Annotated in this window: 20 protein-coding genes; all 20 read left to right on the top strand. The window is 53.9% G+C overall.

The features are described 5' to 3' along the window. The first annotated feature begins 27 nt into the window (after nucleotides 1-27). Entirely contained in the window at nucleotides 28-1,101 is a 1,074-nt protein-coding gene (locus ACTTKG_RS03460; protein WP_442672862.1) for a hypothetical protein, read from the top strand. Then, on the top strand, nucleotides 1,101-2,084 hold the full coding sequence (locus ACTTKG_RS03455; RefSeq protein WP_442672861.1) for a hypothetical protein: 984 nt from the start codon (nucleotides 1,101-1,103) through the stop codon (nucleotides 2,082-2,084). The genes ACTTKG_RS03460 and ACTTKG_RS03455 overlap by 1 nt, the downstream gene beginning before the upstream one ends. Next, nucleotides 2,074-2,757, top strand: a complete 684-nt coding sequence (locus ACTTKG_RS03450) for a glycosyltransferase family protein (RefSeq protein ID WP_442672860.1) — start codon at nucleotides 2,074-2,076, stop codon at nucleotides 2,755-2,757. The genes ACTTKG_RS03455 and ACTTKG_RS03450 overlap by 11 nt, the downstream gene beginning before the upstream one ends. A gap of 26 nt (nucleotides 2,758-2,783) precedes the next feature. After that, nucleotides 2,784-4,862 carry an O-linked N-acetylglucosamine transferase, SPINDLY family protein gene (locus ACTTKG_RS03445; protein ID WP_442672859.1) on the top strand — a complete coding sequence of 693 codons (2,079 nt, stop codon included), beginning with the start codon at nucleotides 2,784-2,786 and terminating at the stop codon, nucleotides 4,860-4,862. A 92-nt stretch (nucleotides 4,863-4,954) separates the two neighbouring features. Continuing rightward, nucleotides 4,955-5,698 (top strand): NAD-dependent protein deacylase, encoded by a 744-nt coding sequence (locus ACTTKG_RS03440; RefSeq protein ID WP_442672858.1) that lies wholly within the window; start codon nucleotides 4,955-4,957, stop codon nucleotides 5,696-5,698. Nucleotides 5,699-5,852: 154 nt separating this feature from the next. Further along, on the top strand, nucleotides 5,853-6,629 hold the full coding sequence (codY, locus tag ACTTKG_RS03435; protein WP_442672857.1) for a GTP-sensing pleiotropic transcriptional regulator CodY: 777 nt from the start codon (nucleotides 5,853-5,855) through the stop codon (nucleotides 6,627-6,629). 331 nt (nucleotides 6,630-6,960) lie between these two features. Then, the gene (gene flgB / locus ACTTKG_RS03430; RefSeq protein WP_442672856.1) at nucleotides 6,961-7,374 is read left to right on the top strand and encodes a flagellar basal body rod protein FlgB; all 414 of its coding nucleotides are present in this window, start codon (nucleotides 6,961-6,963) and stop codon (nucleotides 7,372-7,374) included. Between the two features lie 57 nt (nucleotides 7,375-7,431). Continuing rightward, the gene (flgC, locus tag ACTTKG_RS03425; RefSeq protein WP_442672855.1) at nucleotides 7,432-7,875 is read left to right on the top strand and encodes a flagellar basal body rod protein FlgC; all 444 of its coding nucleotides are present in this window, start codon (nucleotides 7,432-7,434) and stop codon (nucleotides 7,873-7,875) included. A gap of 52 nt (nucleotides 7,876-7,927) precedes the next feature. Continuing rightward, nucleotides 7,928-8,227, top strand: a complete 300-nt coding sequence (fliE, locus tag ACTTKG_RS03420; protein ID WP_442672854.1) for a flagellar hook-basal body complex protein FliE — start codon at nucleotides 7,928-7,930, stop codon at nucleotides 8,225-8,227. A gap of 72 nt (nucleotides 8,228-8,299) precedes the next feature. Further along, the gene (fliF, locus tag ACTTKG_RS03415; protein WP_442672853.1) at nucleotides 8,300-9,889 is read left to right on the top strand and encodes a flagellar basal-body MS-ring/collar protein FliF; all 1,590 of its coding nucleotides are present in this window, start codon (nucleotides 8,300-8,302) and stop codon (nucleotides 9,887-9,889) included. Next, nucleotides 9,889-10,908 (top strand): flagellar motor switch protein FliG, encoded by a 1,020-nt coding sequence (gene fliG / locus ACTTKG_RS03410; RefSeq protein ID WP_442672852.1) that lies wholly within the window; start codon nucleotides 9,889-9,891, stop codon nucleotides 10,906-10,908. The genes fliF and fliG overlap by 1 nt, the downstream gene beginning before the upstream one ends. Then, nucleotides 10,901-11,692, top strand: coding sequence for a FliH/SctL family protein (locus ACTTKG_RS03405; protein WP_442672851.1), 792 nt, complete (start codon nucleotides 10,901-10,903; stop codon nucleotides 11,690-11,692). Before fliG ends, ACTTKG_RS03405 begins: the two co-directional genes overlap by 8 nt. Beyond that, nucleotides 11,689-13,116 (top strand): flagellar protein export ATPase FliI, encoded by a 1,428-nt coding sequence (fliI, locus tag ACTTKG_RS03400; protein WP_442672850.1) that lies wholly within the window; start codon nucleotides 11,689-11,691, stop codon nucleotides 13,114-13,116. Before ACTTKG_RS03405 ends, fliI begins: the two co-directional genes overlap by 4 nt. A 15-nt stretch (nucleotides 13,117-13,131) precedes the next feature. Further along, nucleotides 13,132-13,584: a flagellar export protein FliJ gene (fliJ, locus tag ACTTKG_RS03395; protein ID WP_442672849.1), complete on the top strand. Its 453-nt coding sequence runs from the start codon at nucleotides 13,132-13,134 to the stop codon at nucleotides 13,582-13,584. A 19-nt stretch (nucleotides 13,585-13,603) separates the two neighbouring features. Continuing rightward, complete coding sequence (locus ACTTKG_RS03390; RefSeq protein WP_442672848.1) at nucleotides 13,604-14,206, top strand: lytic transglycosylase domain-containing protein; 603 nt, start codon at nucleotides 13,604-13,606, stop codon at nucleotides 14,204-14,206. Nucleotides 14,207-14,285: 79 nt separating this feature from the next. Beyond that, nucleotides 14,286-14,900, top strand: a complete 615-nt coding sequence (locus ACTTKG_RS03385) for a MotE family protein (protein WP_442672847.1) — start codon at nucleotides 14,286-14,288, stop codon at nucleotides 14,898-14,900. A gap of 61 nt (nucleotides 14,901-14,961) precedes the next feature. Continuing rightward, a complete protein-coding gene (locus ACTTKG_RS03380; protein WP_442672846.1) occupies nucleotides 14,962-16,683 on the top strand; it encodes a flagellar hook-length control protein FliK in 1,722 nt (573 codons plus the stop codon). Between the two features lie 45 nt (nucleotides 16,684-16,728). Further along, entirely contained in the window at nucleotides 16,729-17,268 is a 540-nt protein-coding gene (locus ACTTKG_RS03375; protein WP_442672845.1) for a flagellar hook capping FlgD N-terminal domain-containing protein, read from the top strand. Between the two features lie 15 nt (nucleotides 17,269-17,283). Beyond that, nucleotides 17,284-17,661, top strand: a complete 378-nt coding sequence (locus ACTTKG_RS03370; RefSeq protein ID WP_442672844.1) for a TIGR02530 family flagellar biosynthesis protein — start codon at nucleotides 17,284-17,286, stop codon at nucleotides 17,659-17,661. A gap of 108 nt (nucleotides 17,662-17,769) precedes the next feature. Next, the coding region (locus ACTTKG_RS03365) for a flagellar hook-basal body complex protein (RefSeq protein ID WP_442672843.1) at nucleotides 17,770-18,408 on the top strand (639 nt) is incomplete at its 3' end.

Below are 18,408 nucleotides of genomic sequence, written 5' to 3'. Positions count from 1 at the left end.
GCTACAGGGACAGAAAGGAAGGACGTCATGGAAAATAAGGCAGAGTTTGATGGGATATTGGCAGGGGAAACGGAGCGCAAGGCGCGGTTTTATCGCCGCGCTTTGCCCGAACATCGAACGCTCAAAGCAGCTCTGGGATGCCTTTCCCGCGAAGAGCTTGATGATATGGCGTACAACCTCTGCCTTGAGGGAACGGATGATTTGACCTTACCGGAACTCATTGACCTGCTTCTGCCGTCTGCCGTGCAGTTCGCCGAGCGCTGGCTGCCGTCAGTGTTTGAGGAGCAGTATCAGGCATTTCGTCATATTTTTGAAAAGGAAGGGCTTGCCGACGACTTCCGCGAGGATGACAAGCGCATCGACTATCTTTGCGGTCTCGGCGTCATGGCGGTCGGCGCGGATGCGGGAAAGCTCTACTGGTATATGCCCGAGGAGATCGCGGAGGTTTTCAAGCGTCTGGATTCTGCCGCTTATGAGGATGCCGCACGGCTCAATACAGAGATCATGCGCTTGGCGACAGGGCTGCTCTTTTACTATGGCTTTCTTGATTACGATAGGCTCTTTACCCTGGTCAACGGCTATTTGGAAGAGGGACAGCGCCTGGATTTTGCCGCGTTTATGGGCGTGATGCTCAACGGCTCGTGTTGGTGCAAGGAAGTCGTCGGCACAGAGCGCGGCATGTGCTATCATACGCTTTTGAGTGCGCCGTGGCTTGAGAGGGAGCAGAAGGAAAAGGAAAATCTGCCCTTTGCCGAGATTCCCTACGGCAAAGTGTATGATGCGGGGGAAGAAGGCTATATCGAGGCGACGATCGCGTACAAGCAGCTGGCGCAGTTCTTCATGGCGAAGTTCTCGATGGAGGTTCTGCAGGCGGCGGAGACCGTCGGCAAGATCCTCATGTTGTTCCAAAACGGCGGCAGTATGAAGGAGGTCGCGGCGTTCATGGAAATGCTGGGCAAGCTTTCCGAAGAGACGGATGAAGAGGAGCTGACGACGCGCGTCATCGAGCTGCACGCGACGACGCGCCTGTGGCGGCTCAAGGGACATACGCCGCGTGAACTCAAGGGAAATGCGCGCGAGATGGCGCGTAAGATGCACTGATGGCGACGGATGAAGAGCGGGATGAGCTATTGGCGTATGACGGCGGACTGCTGCGGTTTTTGCGTCCGACGCGTTCGCCGCTTCGCGTGCTTGTCGTGGAAAGCCTTGCCTATTTGCCGAAACTGCGCGAGATGCTGCCTGAAGCGCTGCTTTTTGCTGTGACGGCGGAGCCGGAGCGCACCGAAGCGCCTGACCTGCGGGGATTGGATGTAGCGTGGTCTTTTCTCGACTACCGAGAGACGCCGCTTCCTTTTGCGCGAGAAACCTTTGACTTCATTATTGCCGATCGCTGTTTGGAGACGGCGGGCAATCCGCAGGATATTGCCGCAGGATTCGGGCTGTTTTTGCAGCCGACGGGCCGCCTTTTGACGAGCTTTTTGAACGTGCGCCATTGGAGTGTCCTTGAGGATTTGCGCGAGGGCCATTTTTATGCGATTGTGCGCCGTATCTTTGCACGGTTGGAGATGGAAACGCTGCTTGCGGCTTCCTTTTATAAGGAAGTTTCTTTTCTGCCCGTGCTGTGCGAAGCGCCTACAAATGTGCTTGCGCGGCTTGAATCCGCAGGTTTTGAGAATCAAGAACGCGACTTGGAAGTGAAGTTTTGGCTTTGCTCGGCGCGGCGCACATCGGATGAAGTAGCGCCGCTGAAGGAATGCTTTACGCCCGCGGTGCGCCGCCGTCTTGTGACGTTCTTGCGCCGCTTGGAGTATGGCATCGAATCGGAGAAAAATGCGGCGGCTCTTTGGCGGATGTATCGCGCGGAAGGAATTTTCCCCGAGTATTTGCTGGATTTTGCTGCGCAGACCATCGTGCATCAGGCAAGGCTTGTCGATGTACTGCTGCGAACGGCGGAGCCGTCGTTGGCGGTGGAGATCGCTGAGACGGCGCGGCGGAAGTTTTCCGAGTGTGAAGTGCAGGCGCTCGTCCGAGCATTTGCGGCAAAGACGATGGGGCAGGAAGGGGAAGCGGAAGATGAGCGATGAAAAAGCGATCGCGTTCATCACTTGTGTCAACGATGAAGCGTGGTACGCCGAATGTCTGCTCTATCTGCGCCATCTGCGCCTGCCCGAAGGCTTTCGTGCGGACTATATCGCCGTGCGCGGCGCGTCGTCTATGGCGGCGGGGTACAATGAAGGCATGGCGAGGAGTGCGGCGCGTTACAAGGTTTATCTGCATCAAGATACTTTGCTCGTCTACAGGGATTTTCCGCAGGCGATGCTCGATATTTTTGCAGACGAGAGCATCGGTGTCCTTGGCGTCATCGGCTGCCGTTCACTGCCGAGAAGCGGTGTGTGGTGGGACGGGCTTCGCTGTTATGGGCGCGTACTCCATGCGTGCGAGGCAGAGAGCATCGTCGATACGCACCTCAAAGAGCCGGATGGCAGTTGTGTCGAGGTTGAGGCGGCGGACGGACTTTTGCTTGCGACGCAGTATGATGTGCCTTGGCGTGAAGATCTCTTCACAGGGTGGCATTTCTACGATACGTCGCAGTGCCGCGAGTTTTCCCGCCTCGGATTCAAGACGGTTGTGCCGAATCAAGAGGCGGGCTTTTGGTGCATTCATTGTCCTGTGGAAAAGCCGCTCGCCAAAAGTTACAAAGAGTATCAAAAGATTTTTCTCAAGGAGTACGGGAAGGAACTTCACCCGGAAGTGTAGATTACATTTGTTGGAGCGTGTGCTTTATGGACGATAAAGAGAATTGGATCGGGATCGCCAATCGATTCGCAAACCAAGGCGACTTTCGTGGAATGCGCGCTTCGGCGAAAGAAGTGCTGCAGCTCGTGCCGGACGACGCGGACGCCTATGCCGTTATGGCGGAGGCTTCTTTTTATATGAATGAGCGTGAAAAAGCGCAAGGATACTTGGCGCACGCAGAAAAATGTGAGCCGGGAAACCTGCGTGCGAGGCTTGTGTATGCAGGTTTTTTTGCCGTGGATTTTGCCTTAGAGGAAGAGATCAAAGAACTTCTTGGTATCGTGCAGGCGACAGAAGAGACGGCCGAATCGCTTTGGACAGAATCTCTGCGCTATGTGCGTTTCAAGGCGCTCTCGTGGCTCGCTGATGCGTGGCTGCTTGCAGCGGAGCCGGAGCTTTCCATGAACACGCTGTTTGCGGCGAGCGAAATGCTCACGGGCGATGAGGCGGCGTCTTGCTACAGCAAGGCTCTTTTCTGCTCGAATTACCGTACGAGGACGCCGGGGGAATCGCTGCGGCTTCATCGCGGTTATGAGCGTTTTTTTGCAGGCAGGAAGCTCTATCATGCGTATCGTGAACGTTTGGACGATGCAGGCAAGGCGCAGCCGAGCGCATCCATCTCTGTCGGTGAAGCGATGGCGGCGGCAGCAGCAAAAGCCGAGCGCGAAAGACGCGGTGCGGCTCTGGTGGCGCAGCAGGCGAAGAAGGAATGCGAGCCGCTTTCTCGCATCGCACAAAAGGCGCTGCCTCAGCCGAAAGACGAGACGGCGATGCGTCTTTGGGCATGGGAGGAGCGCGCGAATCAAAGGCGCATGGCGGAGGAAGAAGAATATGCGGCGTTCAAGGCGGAGCTTGCGCGGACGCAGCGTGTGAAAGAAAGGCGTGAGGCACGCGCCGCCGCACCTCTTTTCAGCGGGAAGGCGGCGTCTCTCGCCGTCCAACCGACGGCGCCGCCTACGGGAAAAAATCGTGCGCGCACGTTCAGCCGCAAGCTGCGTATCGGCTACATCTCGCCTGATTTTCGGCTTCATGCGGCAGCGTACTTCATCATGCCGCTCGTGCGGGATTTTGACGCCGATTCTTTTGAGGTCACTTGCTATGCGCTGGGCAAGCGTGACCGTGTGACGACGCTCTTTCGTCAAAAAAACGTGCAGTGGAAAGATATATCGCGCCTTTCCGTGAAGGATGCGGCGCAGCGAATCGCCAAGGATGGCGTCGATATCCTCGTGGATCTTGCCGGGCATACGCAGACGAGCGGTCTGCCTGTGCTCACATATCGGCCTGCGCCAGTGCAGATGACAGCGATCGGTTATACGGCGACGACGGGGCTTCGGGCGGTCGATTATTTTCTTTCTGACGTCTATTGTTCGCCTTGGGATATGGGAGCGCGCGGTTTCTCGGAAAACGTGCTGCGGATGCCGCGCAGCCATCTTTGCTATGCGCCTGTGCTGCGCGATATGCCAAAGCCCGGCGGGGATGCGCCGTTCGTGAAAAACGGCTATATCACGTTTGGCAGCTTCAATAACTTTGCCAAAGTGTCAGACGATATGCTCGCGCTCTGGCGCGGCGTACTTGAGCGCATGAAGAAAGCGCGACTCGTCATTAAGAGCAAGATCTGCAGCATACCGGCGGGACAGAGGATTGTGCATGAGCGTTTGCGGCGGTTCGGCATACCGCTTGAGCAAGTCGAGCTTCGCCCGTATAGTCCCGACTATCTGGAACAGTATCGGGATATTGACGTCGCACTTGATACTGCGCCCTATACGGGCGGCGTGACGACGTGTGAAGCGCTTTACATGGGGGTTCCTGTCATCACAAAAGCCGGCGGTACACACGGTTCGCGCTTTTCCACGAGCATCTTAGAGAATGCGGGGCTTTCACAGCTCGTAGCGCGCGGCGAGATGGAATATGTGAGGAAGGCCGTAGAGTTGGCGGGATCGCCCGATATTCTCCGCCGTTTGCATCGGGAGCTTCGCGCGCGCATGGAAGCGTCGCCTCTGATGGATGCGAAAGGCTATATGCGAGATCTTGAGAACATCTACCGCGAAATCGCCGAGGATGTCTGATTTTGGGAATGTGCGGAAGAATAAAGCGGAAAGGGAAGACGTATGCGGCGGAGCATGATCCCGCTGTTTTCCGGATGAAAGGGGCGTAAGCCATGAAAAGTGAGAAAATCACAGCATTTCGTACTTTGCTGAAGGAGAGTGAGCGCATCGTTTTCTTTGGCGGCGCCGGCGTTTCGACGGAATCGGGCATTCCCGATTTTCGCAGTGCTACGGGGCTTTACAGCGAAAAGCTCTCGCAGCATGTGTCTCCCGAGCAGCTCGTTTCACATACGTTTTTTGAGCGCTGTCCGGAAGAATTTTTTGATTTTTACCGTAAGAGACTTATCTATATGGATGCAAAGCCCAACGACTGTCACAAGGCTCTCGTCGCCTTGGAGCGCATGGGAAAGCTCCGGGCGGTCATCACGCAGAACATTGACGGACTGCATCAAAAAGCAGGATCTTCTCGCGTTTTGGAACTGCACGGCTCGGTCAGACGCAGCTACTGCATGGATTGCCGTGCGCTTTACGATGAAAAGTTTATCCTTGCGAGCGAAGGCGCGCCGCATTGCAGGGCGTGCGGCGGGCGGGTGAAGCCCGATGTCGTGCTTTACGAAGAAAGTCTCGACATGGAAGTGCTCGATGCCGCCGTGCGCGAGATCGCGGATGCCGATATGCTCATCGTCGGCGGCACGTCGCTTGTCGTCTATCCGGCGGCGGGGCTTTTGCACTATTTCCGCGGCAAGCATCTCGTGCTCATCAACAAGACAGCAACGCAGGCAGACAAAGAGGCGGCGCTTGTGATTCACGATTCCTTGGGCGAAGTGTTTCGCGAGGCGCTCGTCGGTTTGGCATGAGAGCAGGGGCGCAAAGGATTCACAGAAAATTTCATAAAAATTCATCCTTTCTTTCCAGCATCTTTGATTATTTAGAAAAATGTGTTAAAATATAAGTTAGGCGATAGCCTGCATTTGGAAGTCGTATTGCCGTGGAGAAAGGAATGGAATTTGCATGGCGACATTATTGGAAAAAACGAGGAAGATCAATCGTCTGCTGCAGCGCTCGGAAAGCGTCGAGTATGACAGCATCTCGCGCGTTTTAAGCGCAGTGATTGATGCGAATGTCTATATCGTGAACAAGGCGGGGCAGATTTTTGGTCATGCCTTTATTGATGATTTCGAGTGTGATTTAATGCTTGCCAATGTGGTGCAGCAGGGGGAATTTCCCAAGCGTTATGTGAGCTGGCTCTTGAAGATGGACGAAACGTCGCCGAACCTGAAATCGAAGACCGGGATCTGTGCTTTCACAGAGGATACGGACTGTCGATTTGAAGGCAAGAATACGACGATTGTTCCTATATATGGCGTAGGCGACCGCATCGGCACACTGATTATCGCGAAGTATGACCAGGATTTCACGGAAGCGGATTTGATTCTTGCCGAATACGGTGCGACCGTCGTCGGCATGGAAATGCTGCGCGATCGTACGCAGCAGATCGAGGTCGAAGCGCGAAAGAAGGCGACCGTGCAGATCGCTCTTGCGACGCTGTCGTTTTCGGAGGTTAAAGCGGCGAAAAGCATCTTCAATGAACTTGAAGGCGCAGAAGGTTTGCTTGTCGCGTCGAAAATTGCGGATCGAGCGAAAATCACGCGCTCCGTCATCGTCAATGCGCTGCGCAAATTTGAGTCGGCGGGACTTATCCAGTCGAAATCCCTTGGCATGAAGGGGACGCATATCAAGGTGCTCAACCCTTATTTGCTTGAAGAATTGCAGCGAGTAGAAAACTGATATGAATATGGGAAAACAGGGGCATGTCAGCACATGCCCCTCGCCCTTTTAGCGGACTTATATAGGACTATTGCACAGTCGTTAAAAAAACGTGAGAAATGGAGTGAATCATTTCCTTTTTTATGGTAGAATAGAAAGTGCGAAGATTGAATGGATAATTTTGCTAATGTTTTTACATAAAATTGGGTATGAACCGATGCCTTGCATAAGGTGTGGTCTGCGTTTGAAAATCATCTTTTGAAAAAGATTGAAAAAGAAGAACTGCGGGAAAGGAATTTTCCTGTTTCTGTCGAAAGGTAGAGAAGTTAAGGGAAAGGATGTGGAAACCACAATGCTGGAGCAGATCGTGGGAAACAAGGCGCTTGATGTCATGCAGCGCGGCATGGGAGCCGCCAACCTCCGACATGAGGTTATCAGCCACAATATTGCCAATGTCAACACGCCGTATTTTAAGAAAAGCAATGTTGTTTTCGAAGAACTTCTTGCAAAGGAGCTTGACCTCGACGATACGGGCAGAATGAAGGTTGTGCGCACGAATGATCGTCACATGCCTGTTGCTTTTCGAGGCAGGGCTTTGGCGAAGATCGAACTCGACGAGTCATCTTCGATGCGCTATGACAACAACAATGTGGATATTGATGTTGAAATGGCGTCTTTGGCGAAGAACAGCCTTTACTTCAACGCCTTGGCAAGACAGGTTGGGGGGCAGTTCTCGCGGATACGGAGCGTCCTTACGGGACAGTGATCACAAGGGGCTAATAGGAAAGAAGCCGTATGATACAAGGAACAGGGGAGCAGGAAAATGAGCATGTTTGGAGGAATTGACGCTTCTGCATCCGGTCTTACAGCGGAACGTCTGCGCATGGATGTAATTTCGAACAATATCGCGAACGCAAATACGACGCGCTCGGTTGAGGGCGGACCGTATCATAGGCGCTATGTTGTTTTTCAGCCGCGTGAACGAGGCAAAGAGGATTTTGCCTCTACCCTTAGACAAAAGCTGGATAATCAGGCGGGCAACGGCGTGCGTGCTACGAAGATCGAGGAAGATAAAACGCAGGGCCCTCTGGTGTATGATCCGGGGCATCCCGATGCGAATGCGGATGGTTATGTCGAGCGTCCGAATGTTAACATCGTGCAGGAAATGGTAGACATGATCACGGCGTCTCGCGCCTATGAAGCGAATGTGACTGCGATCAACGCTGCAAAAGGTATGGCGCAGAATGCGCTCAACATCGGCAAGTAAAGTGGATGCATCAGAAATGGTGTCGGCTGTTACAGATTGAGGTGGAAAGAACATGCAGGTGGAAGCGCTACAAATGACGCCGGTGCGGATGACCGGCGAGAGCCATCTGGGAGAGACCGAACAGAAGATAGAGAAGCCGTTCAGTGAATTTCTTACGGATTCTCTCGGCGAGGTCAACGGCTTGATTAAGGAATCTGAACGACTCAATATGGAGCTCGCGGCAGGGCGCATTACAGATGTGTCCGAGGTCGTCATCGCGGGTGAGAAGGCTGGAATTGCCACGCAGCTCACGATGCAGGTGCGAAACCGTGCGGTCGAGGCCTATCAGGAGATCATGCGTATGCAGGTCTAAGCCTTGAAGGATAACGACCAGTCCGGAGCGGAATGCTTCGGCAAAGCACATTGAGGCGAAGGGATTGAGAAAATGGCAGAGTGGAAAGAGCGCTACCTGGAGCTCTGGAATAATTACAGCAAGCGGCAGCGATACATGATCATCGGTGCGGCGGCTCTCGTATTTATCGCCATTGTTGCCGGCAGCATCATGTATGGCGGTAAACCGGATATGGTGCCCTTGTTCACGAATATGGAAGCGAAGGATGCTGGCGAAGTCGCGGCGAAGCTGAAGGAGAACAAGGTCGATTACGAGATACAAGAGGGCGGACAGGGGACGACAATTCTCGTTCCTGCAAAGAGCGTTGACAGCACAAGGCTTGATTTGGCTGCCGAAGGACTGCCCCGCGGCAATAAAGGATTCGAGCTTTTTGATGACAGCAAGCTCGGCGTGACGGAGTTCCAGAACAAGGTCAACTACTTACAGGCGCTGCAGGGAGAGCTCACGCGTACGATTGAGCAGATTGCTTCGGTTGAAAAGGCGCGCGTGCATATTGTCTTGCCGGAGGACAGCCTTTATAAAAAGAATGAAAAGCCGGCGACGGCTTCCATTATGCTGAAGCTGAGGGCGAATACACAGCTTTCCAAGAAAGAGATCAAGGGCATCGTGAACCTTGTCGCGCATAGCGTGCAAGGTCTGACACCGGAGAATATCACGATTGTCGATGAGTCTGGCAAAATTTTGAATGATCCGGATGAAAATAACGATGATGGCGTTGGACAAAAGACCTTGACCCGGATGGAGATGACGAAGAAGGTTCAGGACAACTTGCAAAAGAATGTTCAGAGCCTTTTGGATGCGTCCCTCGGCGAGGGCAAATCGTTCGTGCGCATCAGCGTGGAACTTGACTTTGACCAGAAGACGACGGATTCGCAGATCTACACGCCGGTCGTTGATGAGTCGGGTATCGTGCGCAGCCAGCAGACGACGAGTGAGAGCTATGCAGGCACTTCGACGCAGCCGGGCGGTCCGGCAGGTACACAGTCCAATGTGCCGGGCTATGTTGAGCAAAACAATAATTCGCAGGCAGAGTACGAACGCAAGGAGAATACGACGAACTACGAGGTCAACGAGGAAAAGCGCAAGATCGTTGCGTCTCCCGGCTCGATTCGTCGCTTGACGGTGGCTGTCCTTGTCAATGATGATGTGACACAGGCGCAGCAGGAAAGCATTCTTCGCTCTGTGCGTTCCGCTGCCGGAATCAATCCCGATCGCGGGGATACAGTTTCGGTTGAACCTTTGCCGTTCAGCACGGAAGCGCGCGACAAGAAGCTTGCCGATGAACAGGCGGAACGCGATCGTCTTGACCGCGAATTTTATCTGCAGCTTGCAGCATTCCTGCTTGTTATCGCGCTGATTGTTGGCAGCATATTGATGTACCGCCGCAAGAAACGCTTGGAACAGGAAGCGATCGAAGAGCAACGTCGGCAGGAAGAGCTCGAAAGGCAGCGTCTTGCCGAAGAGCGCGCCGCGCAGATCGAAGCGGGCGAAGTCACGGAAGAAGAGCTTACGGAAGAAGAGCAGAGGCAGCTTAGCGAGATTCAGGCAATCGAAGAGATGATTCGAAATACGCCGGAAGATGCAGCTATGCTTATCAAACAGTGGCTGGCGGGGGATGACTGATGGTAGCTGAACAAAAGAACGCGCCCCTCACGGGGCGCCAAAAAGCGGCTGTTCTCTTCATCGCACTCGGTGCGGAGAGCTCGGCGCTGCTCTTCCAACACATGAACGAGGAAGAGATCGAGTCTGTGACGCTTCAGATTGCAAATCAGAGGAAGGTGCCGCCGGAGCAGAAGAAAGCGGTCATCACCGAGTTCTATCAAATGCTCATGGCGAAGAGCTACTTGTCTGCCGGCGGTCTGGAGTATGCGCAGAATATTCTTGAAAAAGCGCTTGGCGCGGAGAGGGCGAAGCTGATTCTCACACGCTTGACCGCGAGTTTGCAGGCACGTCCTTTCGATTTCCTGCATAAGACCGATCCGAGTCAGCTCATGAACTTCATCCAGAACGAGCATCCGCAGACCATTGCTTTAATCATGGCGTACCTTGATCCTGATCAATCGGCGATTCTCATGGGGTCGCTGCCGCCCGATAAGCAGGCGGAGGTCACGAAGCGCATCGCGACGATGGATCGTACGTCGCCCGATATCATACGAGAGGTGGAGAAAGTTTTGGAACGCAAGCTGTCTTCTCTCGTTACGCAGGACTTCACTTCGGCGGGCGGCGTGAAGGCTGTCGTCGAGATCTTGAACCGCGTCGACCGTACAACGGAAAAGACGATCACAGAAACGCTCGAAGTCGACAATCCCGAGCTTACGGAAGAGATCAAACGGCTCATGTTCGTTTTCGAAGATATTGTCATGCTCGACGATCGCTCTTTGCAGATGGTTCTCAGAGAGGTCGATACAAAGGATCTTTCTCTTGCGCTCAAAGCGACGCCGAAAGAAGTCGCCGACAAGCTCTACAAGAATATGTCGAAACGCGCTGCCGATATGCTGCGTGAAGAAATTGAGTTCATGGGTCCCGTCAAGATACGCGATGTCGAAGAGGCGCAGCAGAAGGTCGTCAACGTCATCCGCAGCTTGGAAGACAAGGGCGAAATCGTCGTTGCACGCGGAAAGGGTGACGAGATGATTGTCTAGGATAATCAGAACTGCGCTGTGGCAGGAGAAAGCTTGCGTCGTTGAACCGCCGCCGCCTCCGCCGAAGCCCAAAGTGCTTCCCAAAGAACTTGAGGGTGTGACGGAGGAGTCGCTTTCAGAACGTCTGGAGTATGTCAGAGAAAAAGAACTAAAAGCGGAAACCTTACTTGAGGAAACGCGCGAAAAATGTATGGTCATGGTAAAGGATGCCGAGTATGCAAGCGAGCGCAGCGAGATGGATGCTCGCCAGCTTGCAGAGGAAATCAAGGAAGAGGCGCGTGAGGCAGGAAAGGCGGAAGGGTTCAAGGAAGGTCACAAAGACGGCATGGAACAGGCTGCCGAGGATTGTGCGGACATGCTCGCGGCTGCGAACGACAAAGCGGGAGCTTTGATGAGCGCGGCGCTTGAAGCGCGTAAAGTCTATCTGCAAATGGCGGAGAACGATGTCACGAGCATTGCAATGAGCGTTGTTGAGCAGATTCTGCCGCAGCACTTCATTGATGCCCCGCAGATCATCCTGCCTCTTGTACGCAAGGCTTTGATGAAGGTGCGGGATCAGGCGGAAGTCATCGTCTACGTTGCGCCGGATGCCTATGAGCTTGTCCTCATGGCACAGTCGGAGTTTCAGCACATGCTCGAAGGGCAAGCGGTGCTTCTCGTCAAGGCGGATGCGGGCTTGCAGCCCGGCGATTGTGTGCTTGAGACGCCAAACGGCAACGTCGATGCGCGGCTTTCGACACAGATGGAACTTGTAAGGAAAGCGATACAGGATGTGTGTCTATGAGTGACTTGCAGGAAGCTTTTGCAGATCCCGAATGGGGAGCTGCGTCTAGAGAAGAAGATGCAGCACAGGATGTCTTTGCTGACGGCGGCGATGCGGTCTTGACGGCGGAAGGCAGACTGCGCATCAATGTGCGTAAGTTTGCGGATGCTGCCGCTGCCTGCGAGCCGATCAAGATGAGCGGCAAGATCGTGCAGGTCATCGGACTTGTCATCGAGTCGGCGGGTCCAAACGTCAGCCTGGGGGAACTCTGCTATGTGAAGTCGCGCTTTCCGCAGGTTGAGCCAATTCCTGCTGAGGTCGTAGGCTTTCGTGACGGAAAAGTGCTCTTGATGCCTATTGGCGAAATGCAGGGCATCGGACCGGGGTGCGAGGTCGTTTCCGCACAGAAAACCTTGCAGGTTCAGGTGGGATCGGAACTCTTGGGGCGTGTCCTCGACGGTCTTGGCGAGCCGATTGACGGCAAGGGGCCGCTTCTTTGCAAAGGCGAATATCCTCTGCAGGCGGATCCGCCTTCGCCCTTGGAGCGTCCGCGCATACAAGACTCCCTTTACGTTGGCGTGCGTGCCATTGATGGTCTTATCACGCTTGGCGATGGGCAGCGCATCGGCATCATGGCTGGTTCGGGCGTCGGCAAATCGACGCTTCTCTCGATGATCGCGCGCAATACGGAAGCTGACATCAGTGTTATTGCGCTCGTTGGCGAGCGCGGGCGTGAAGTCAAAGAATTCATTGAACGTGATCTCGGTGAAGAAGGATTGAAACGATCCGTCGTCGTCGTCGCGACATCAGATAAACCGGCGCTTGTGCGCATCAAAGGAGCGATGACCGCGACAGCTATCGCCGAGTACTTCCGCGATCAGGGCAAGCGTGTCGTTCTCATGATGGATTCGGTCACGCGTTTTGCTATGGCGCAGCGCGAGGTCGGTCTGACGATTGGCGAGCCTCCGGCAACGCGCGGCTATACGCCTTCGGTGTTCGCGCTTTTGCCTAGGCTCTTAGAGCGTGCGGGAACAAGCCGCAAAGGATCGATCACGGGCATTTACACCGTGCTTGTCGATGGCGATGATATGAATGAGCCGATCGCAGATGCTGTCCGAAGCATCTTGGATGGTCATATAGTTTTATCGCGCTCCATTGCTGCGCAGAACCACTTTCCGGCTATTGATGTGCTCGCAAGCGTGTCGCGCGTCATGAATGAAGTCGTCGACGATGCTCATTTGAAGGCGGCGCAGGGACTGCGTGCGCTGATGGCAGTCTACAAGGAAGCTGAAGATCTCATTCATATTGGCGCCTACGTCAAAGGGTCGAGTCAGAAGATTGATACGGCGGTTGCAAAAATTGACGCGATCAATGATTTTCTCTGTCAGGGTGTTTTTGAACAAAGTTCTTATGAGGAGACTGAAAAGAAGCTGGAAGCGATATGATGAGGAGTGCTTCGGATGAAGAGGTTTCGCTTTAAGCTGGAAACTCTGCTGAAAGTTACACGTTCTAAGAAGGATGACGCGGAGGTGAAGTTCGCCGAGGCATCGCGAATTCTTGAAGCAGACAAAGAGAAGCTCGGCGATCTTCTGAAGGAGATGCAGCAGGGCAGACAGGATTATGATCGCTTGACGGATGGACATACAATTTCCTTGGGGCGGCTTTTGACTTTCAACAGCTTTTTTGAATGGAAGAGAGAGCAAATTGAAAGCCAACAGGATAAAATCCTCCGAAGCCGCGCGGAGCGACAGAAAAGACTTCAAGTGCTTTTGAAACTTATGAATAAGCTCAAAAGCATTGAACAGCTTAAAGCGAAGCGGCTTCAGCAGTATAGGGATGAAGCGCTTTTGGAAGAGCAGAAACTGCTTGATGAAATTGGTTTGCAGCTTTATATGCGGGGCATGAATACATAAGGCAAGGAGAATGGATGCGATGGAACTTTCAGGTGTTGAGGCGATACAGGCGAGAATATCCGAGATTCAGAGACGGTTTGGCATCGAAGGCTCTGTACCCGGCATGGCGTCCAATTTTCAACGGACATTGACCGCTGAGCTTAAGAAAAAAGAAGAGGCTGTGCCTGCGCAGAAGACTGCGGCGAAGACAGAGGCGGGTGCTGCACAGGCAACATCGCATGTCGGCGCTTCCGCGGAACTTTCCGGTGCGTCGAATGAAACAGCGCGCTTCATCCGTGAAGCTGCGGCAAAGTACGGTCTGGATTCCCGTCTCGTCGCTGCCGTGGCGGAGGCAGAGTCAAACGGCAACCAAAGTGAAGTTTCCGATGCGGGGGCGGTCGGCGTCATGCAGCTCATGCCCGATACGGCAGCTGCGCTTGGTGTCAATCCTTATGATGAGAAGCAGAATATCGAAGGTGGAGCGCACTACTTGAAGCAGATGCTTGACGCTTTTGGGGGCGACATGAAGAAGGCGATTGCCGCCTACAATGCCGGACCGCAGGCAGTCAAGGATTACGATGGCGTGCCGCCCTATGCGGAGACCCAGAACTATGTCAATAAGGTTCTTGATCTCTATCAATAAGCAGCGAATGCGAGGGGATGGAAAAGAACCTTTCGCTTGAGGAAGGCACGCACGATCCCGAAAGGAGCCAAAGCCCGATATGAAGAAAATAGTCAAGATCGCACTCGCTGCAATATTGCTGCTCGTGCTTGTCGTGGGAGGGTTCCTGCTCGGCGTGTACCTGCAGATTTTTGATGCGAGCACGATGAATGAAAAGATGAAATTATACGATATGCCTGTTATAGGAGAATTCTTCGTAAAGCCTGCGCCTGAGGCGGAAGAATCTGCACAGGATGAAGCGGTTGGCAAGCCAAAAGCCGAGCTTGTGGACAGCAAGCCGAATCCTGCAAAGGATAAGGAAAAAGGCGCTTCGAAGCCAAAGGTGCTGACGAAGGAAGAGATCGAAAAGCAGATGAAAGAGCGTGAGGCGGCTGAGAAAAAGCGCGTCACGAAGCTTGCTCGCGTTTACAACGAAATGAAACCGCAGCAGGCGGCTAAGGTCATGAAGGATCTTGATGACGATCTCTCGGTAGCCATTCTGCAGAAGATGGATGAGTCGCAGGCGGCAAAAACGCTCGCCGCGATGGATGCCGAGCAGTCGTCTCGGCTGACGAAGCTCATGTATACGGGAGTGCCGAAGAAGGTCATCTCGCCGCTGGATCGTCAGAATCAGCACACCGAGGGAAATGATTCGCCGGAACAAACGGCAGAGTAAGAACGTCGGCAGACAGGCATTGCCTGATGCTATAGAATACTCTTGAAAGGAGGTGAAAATGATGAATAACGTACAAACAAATCTCATGAGTGTCACACCTGCGCCGAATCCGTCGGCAAAAGCAAATGCCGCCGACGCCGTTCGCCCTGTGGATAAAGTGGGATCTGCGGCGGATAGAGGGGCGAGAAATCCCTCGTTTGGCAAAATGTTGGCGAAAGTCAAGGCGATGGCGCAGGCCTCTGCTGAAACAGCAGACCAAATGAGCAGCGATCCTTTGGCGGCGTCTCTTGCTGCATCGCAGCAAACGAAACCGGAGCAAAAAGTCGCGTCTGTTGAAAACACAGAGGTGGCAGATATCGCGGCGGTTGAGCAAAGTACACAGGATAAGGCGACGGCTGCGGGTGCAAACATGATGCGGGCAGAAGCTTCCGCTGCGAATCTCGTGTCAGCTTTTGCAGAGGAATCGCTTGCCGTACAGCAGGAGCCTGCTTCAACAAGTGAAGCGGGGGAAGCAGTCTCTTTGGATGCTGCTGCAAATGCTCCTTCGACACCGCAGGGGCAGACGCAAATGCAAACGAATGTCCCGCAGCTCAATTATCTCGACGCATGGCTGACGAACGATGAGGCGGCGGGAGCGAAAGATTTGCTCCAGGCTCTTTCGGGTAAGAATCAGCCGCAGCCTTCACAGACGGTGTCAATGGATGGAAAAGCTGTCGTGGAACCTGCGCTGAAAGCGGTCGATGTGAATGCGCTTCGTGGCTTGGACACGATGGAGATTCCCGTACAAGCGGCGAATCTGACGACAAATGTCGAGGATGACGCTCCACTTTCCGACGCACTCTTGCGTATGCTCACGGCATCTTCCGATGAGCCGTCCGTGCTGTCTGTACAGGCAAGTGTGACAAACGGTCAGCGCCAAGCTGCGTCTGCGCCGCATCTTGCAGGCAATTCCATGCCGCTGACGAGTGCAGCGCTTGACGCTAAAGCGAATGTGCTGAACCCGTCTGATGCAGCAGGTCAAGAGACGATGCAGAATCCGGCGGAAGACGGTTCTTCTGGATTCTTGAATCAACAGTCGTCGGCACAGGAGCAAAAGCCGAATATCTCGGTTCCGCTCACACAGACAGCGTCTGTGCAGGCGTCGGAAGAGGGCGCGGTAAAGGCAAAAGCGAATCCTGCCATGCAGATTTTCCAAGAAGCGCTGCAGACACCGCAGACGGGACAGGAGAATGCTGCTTCGCAGTCCAATCCCGCCGTGACGTTTCAGACGGCTTTGCACGAAGCGGCAGCGCCGCAGCAGGAAGTCCCCATGACGCCTCAGAAAGATTATGAGGTGGCGCGTCAGATTGTTGAACAGGCAAGGCTCTTGCGCATGCCGGAGCAGACGGAGATGGTCATTCGCCTGAAGCCTGAGCATCTCGGCGAATTGACTCTCAAGGTTTCCGTTGCCGCAAGCGGTGCGGTGAACGCAGCGTTCCATACGGACAATGCTGCAGTGCGCACGATCATTGAGACTTCGATGATCCAGCTCAAGCAGGAACTGCAGGCGCAGGGGCTCAAGGTTGACAATGTCGGTGTCTATGCAGGACTTAGCGACAGTTCTCTGATGAATGGCCAACAGGATGCGAATGCCTATTATGCACAACAAGGCAGGCAGGGAAGCAGTCAGGGACGCGATGCGCAGCAGGCTCTTGCCTCGTTTGAGGAAGAGCAGCAGATGCTTGCCGCCGCGGCTGGTCGTTCAGATGTCTTGGCTCAGGACGGCGTTGACTACCGCATTTGAAGATGTGCAGTACATGAAATGGAACTTGAAAGAAAGGAGAAATGTATGAACGGAACAGATCTCAATACCATCACATCCGATGGTATGAAGTATAATCGCGCCAAGTATGAAGCTGCGCAGAAAGGGCAGGCGACGCGGAAGAATGATTCCCTCGGGAAAGACGCTTTCCTGCAGCTTCTCGTGACGCAGCTTCGCCATCAGGATCCGCTAAGCCCGGACGACAACACGCAGTATATCGCCCAGCTTGCCCAGTTCTCTTCGCTTGAGCAGATGACGCAAATGGTCAAGGGCTTGGGCGAGGTCGCAAAACTTGTGTCGAACATTGACAGCTCCGTACTTGTCGGCTCTTTGAGCAATATGATCGGCAAGAATATTCAGTGGACACATGCGACGAAAACCACCGACAAGGAGGGCAATCCCAAGACTTCGTCAGAAACGTTCGTCGGCAATGTGCGCGGTATCAAGATCATAAAGGGCAAGACTGTGGTCGTTGCGCAGGATGCGAAGGGCAAGTTGCATGAAGTCGATATTTCGGAGATCGAAGCGGTTGCCGATCCGCCGAAGCCAAAGGCATCGGGAAAATGACACACGGAGGAGAATATGGCTGACGCAAGAATCTACCTTTCGTCCCAGCCGCTCCTGCCGGCGATGCCCGCTGCTCGAAAGCCGCAGACATCGCAGGACAAGGTCCCATCCTTTGCAGCAGAACTTAGCCGAGCCGAGTCTGAGGTCAGCTTTTCGGCTCATGCGTCAGAGCGCATGAGAGCGCGCGGCATAGATCTCAGCGATGAGGAAATTTCAAGACTCGGAGATACCGTCTCAAAGATGGCGTCGAAGGGCGCGAGAGAATCTTTGATTTATATCAACGACGTCGCGCTCGTCGTGAGTATCAAAAACAGGACGGTTATTACTGCCATGGATGGCATGAGCGCCAAGGACAATATTTTCACAAACATTGACAGTGCAGCGATTCTTTAGCCGGTCCTTCGGGAGGCACTGGCTCGCCGACTGACAGAAGCGAGCCGCGGATGTGTGGGCGGCTTTGCCCGCCATCTCAGCTGCACCAATAAAGGAGATTGATACATTATGATGCGTTCTCTTTTTTCCGGCGTATCAGGGCTGAAAAGCCATCAGACACGCATGGACGTCATAGGCAACAACATCGCGAACGTCAATACGGTCGGTTTTAAGTCGAGCCGCGTGACGTTTGCCGATACACTCTATCAGACATCTGCAGGAGCAGCCGCTCCGAGTGAGACTGTCGGCGGCACGAACCCTAAGCAGGTTGGTCTTGGCGTCGGCGTTGCGAGCATCGACCTGCTCTTCAATGACGCTTCGCCGCAGGCGACGGGCAAGAATACTGACCTCGCGCTCTCGGGCAACGGGCTCTTCGTCGTTTCGCGCGATGCGCAAGGCAAGGACAAGTACTATACGCGTGCGGGCAATTTCATTTTTGACGCGAATTACAACTACGTCATGGCAGGCTCAGGACACCATGTCGTCGGTTGGAATGCCGATGAAAATGGGAGCATTGATACAAAAGGCACGCCGACAGGCATCCAGATCAAGGATACGATGCGCAGCATGGGAGCTAAGGCGACGACGGAGATCACCTATAAAGGAAACATGAATTCTTCCGTCCCGACGATTACACAAATTGCCGATGAGAATGGAAAGACGCTGAAGGATCTTGGAAAGGAATCTGCTGTCGTTGCTCAAGATGAT

The sequence above is a fragment of the Selenomonas sp. genome, from assembly GCF_052169755.1.
In the GTDB taxonomy this organism is placed as follows: Bacteria; Bacillota; Negativicutes; order Selenomonadales; family Selenomonadaceae; genus Selenomonas.
The sequence above is the reverse complement of the archived record's forward strand: the minus strand, read 5'-3'. Positions and strand labels throughout refer to the sequence as shown.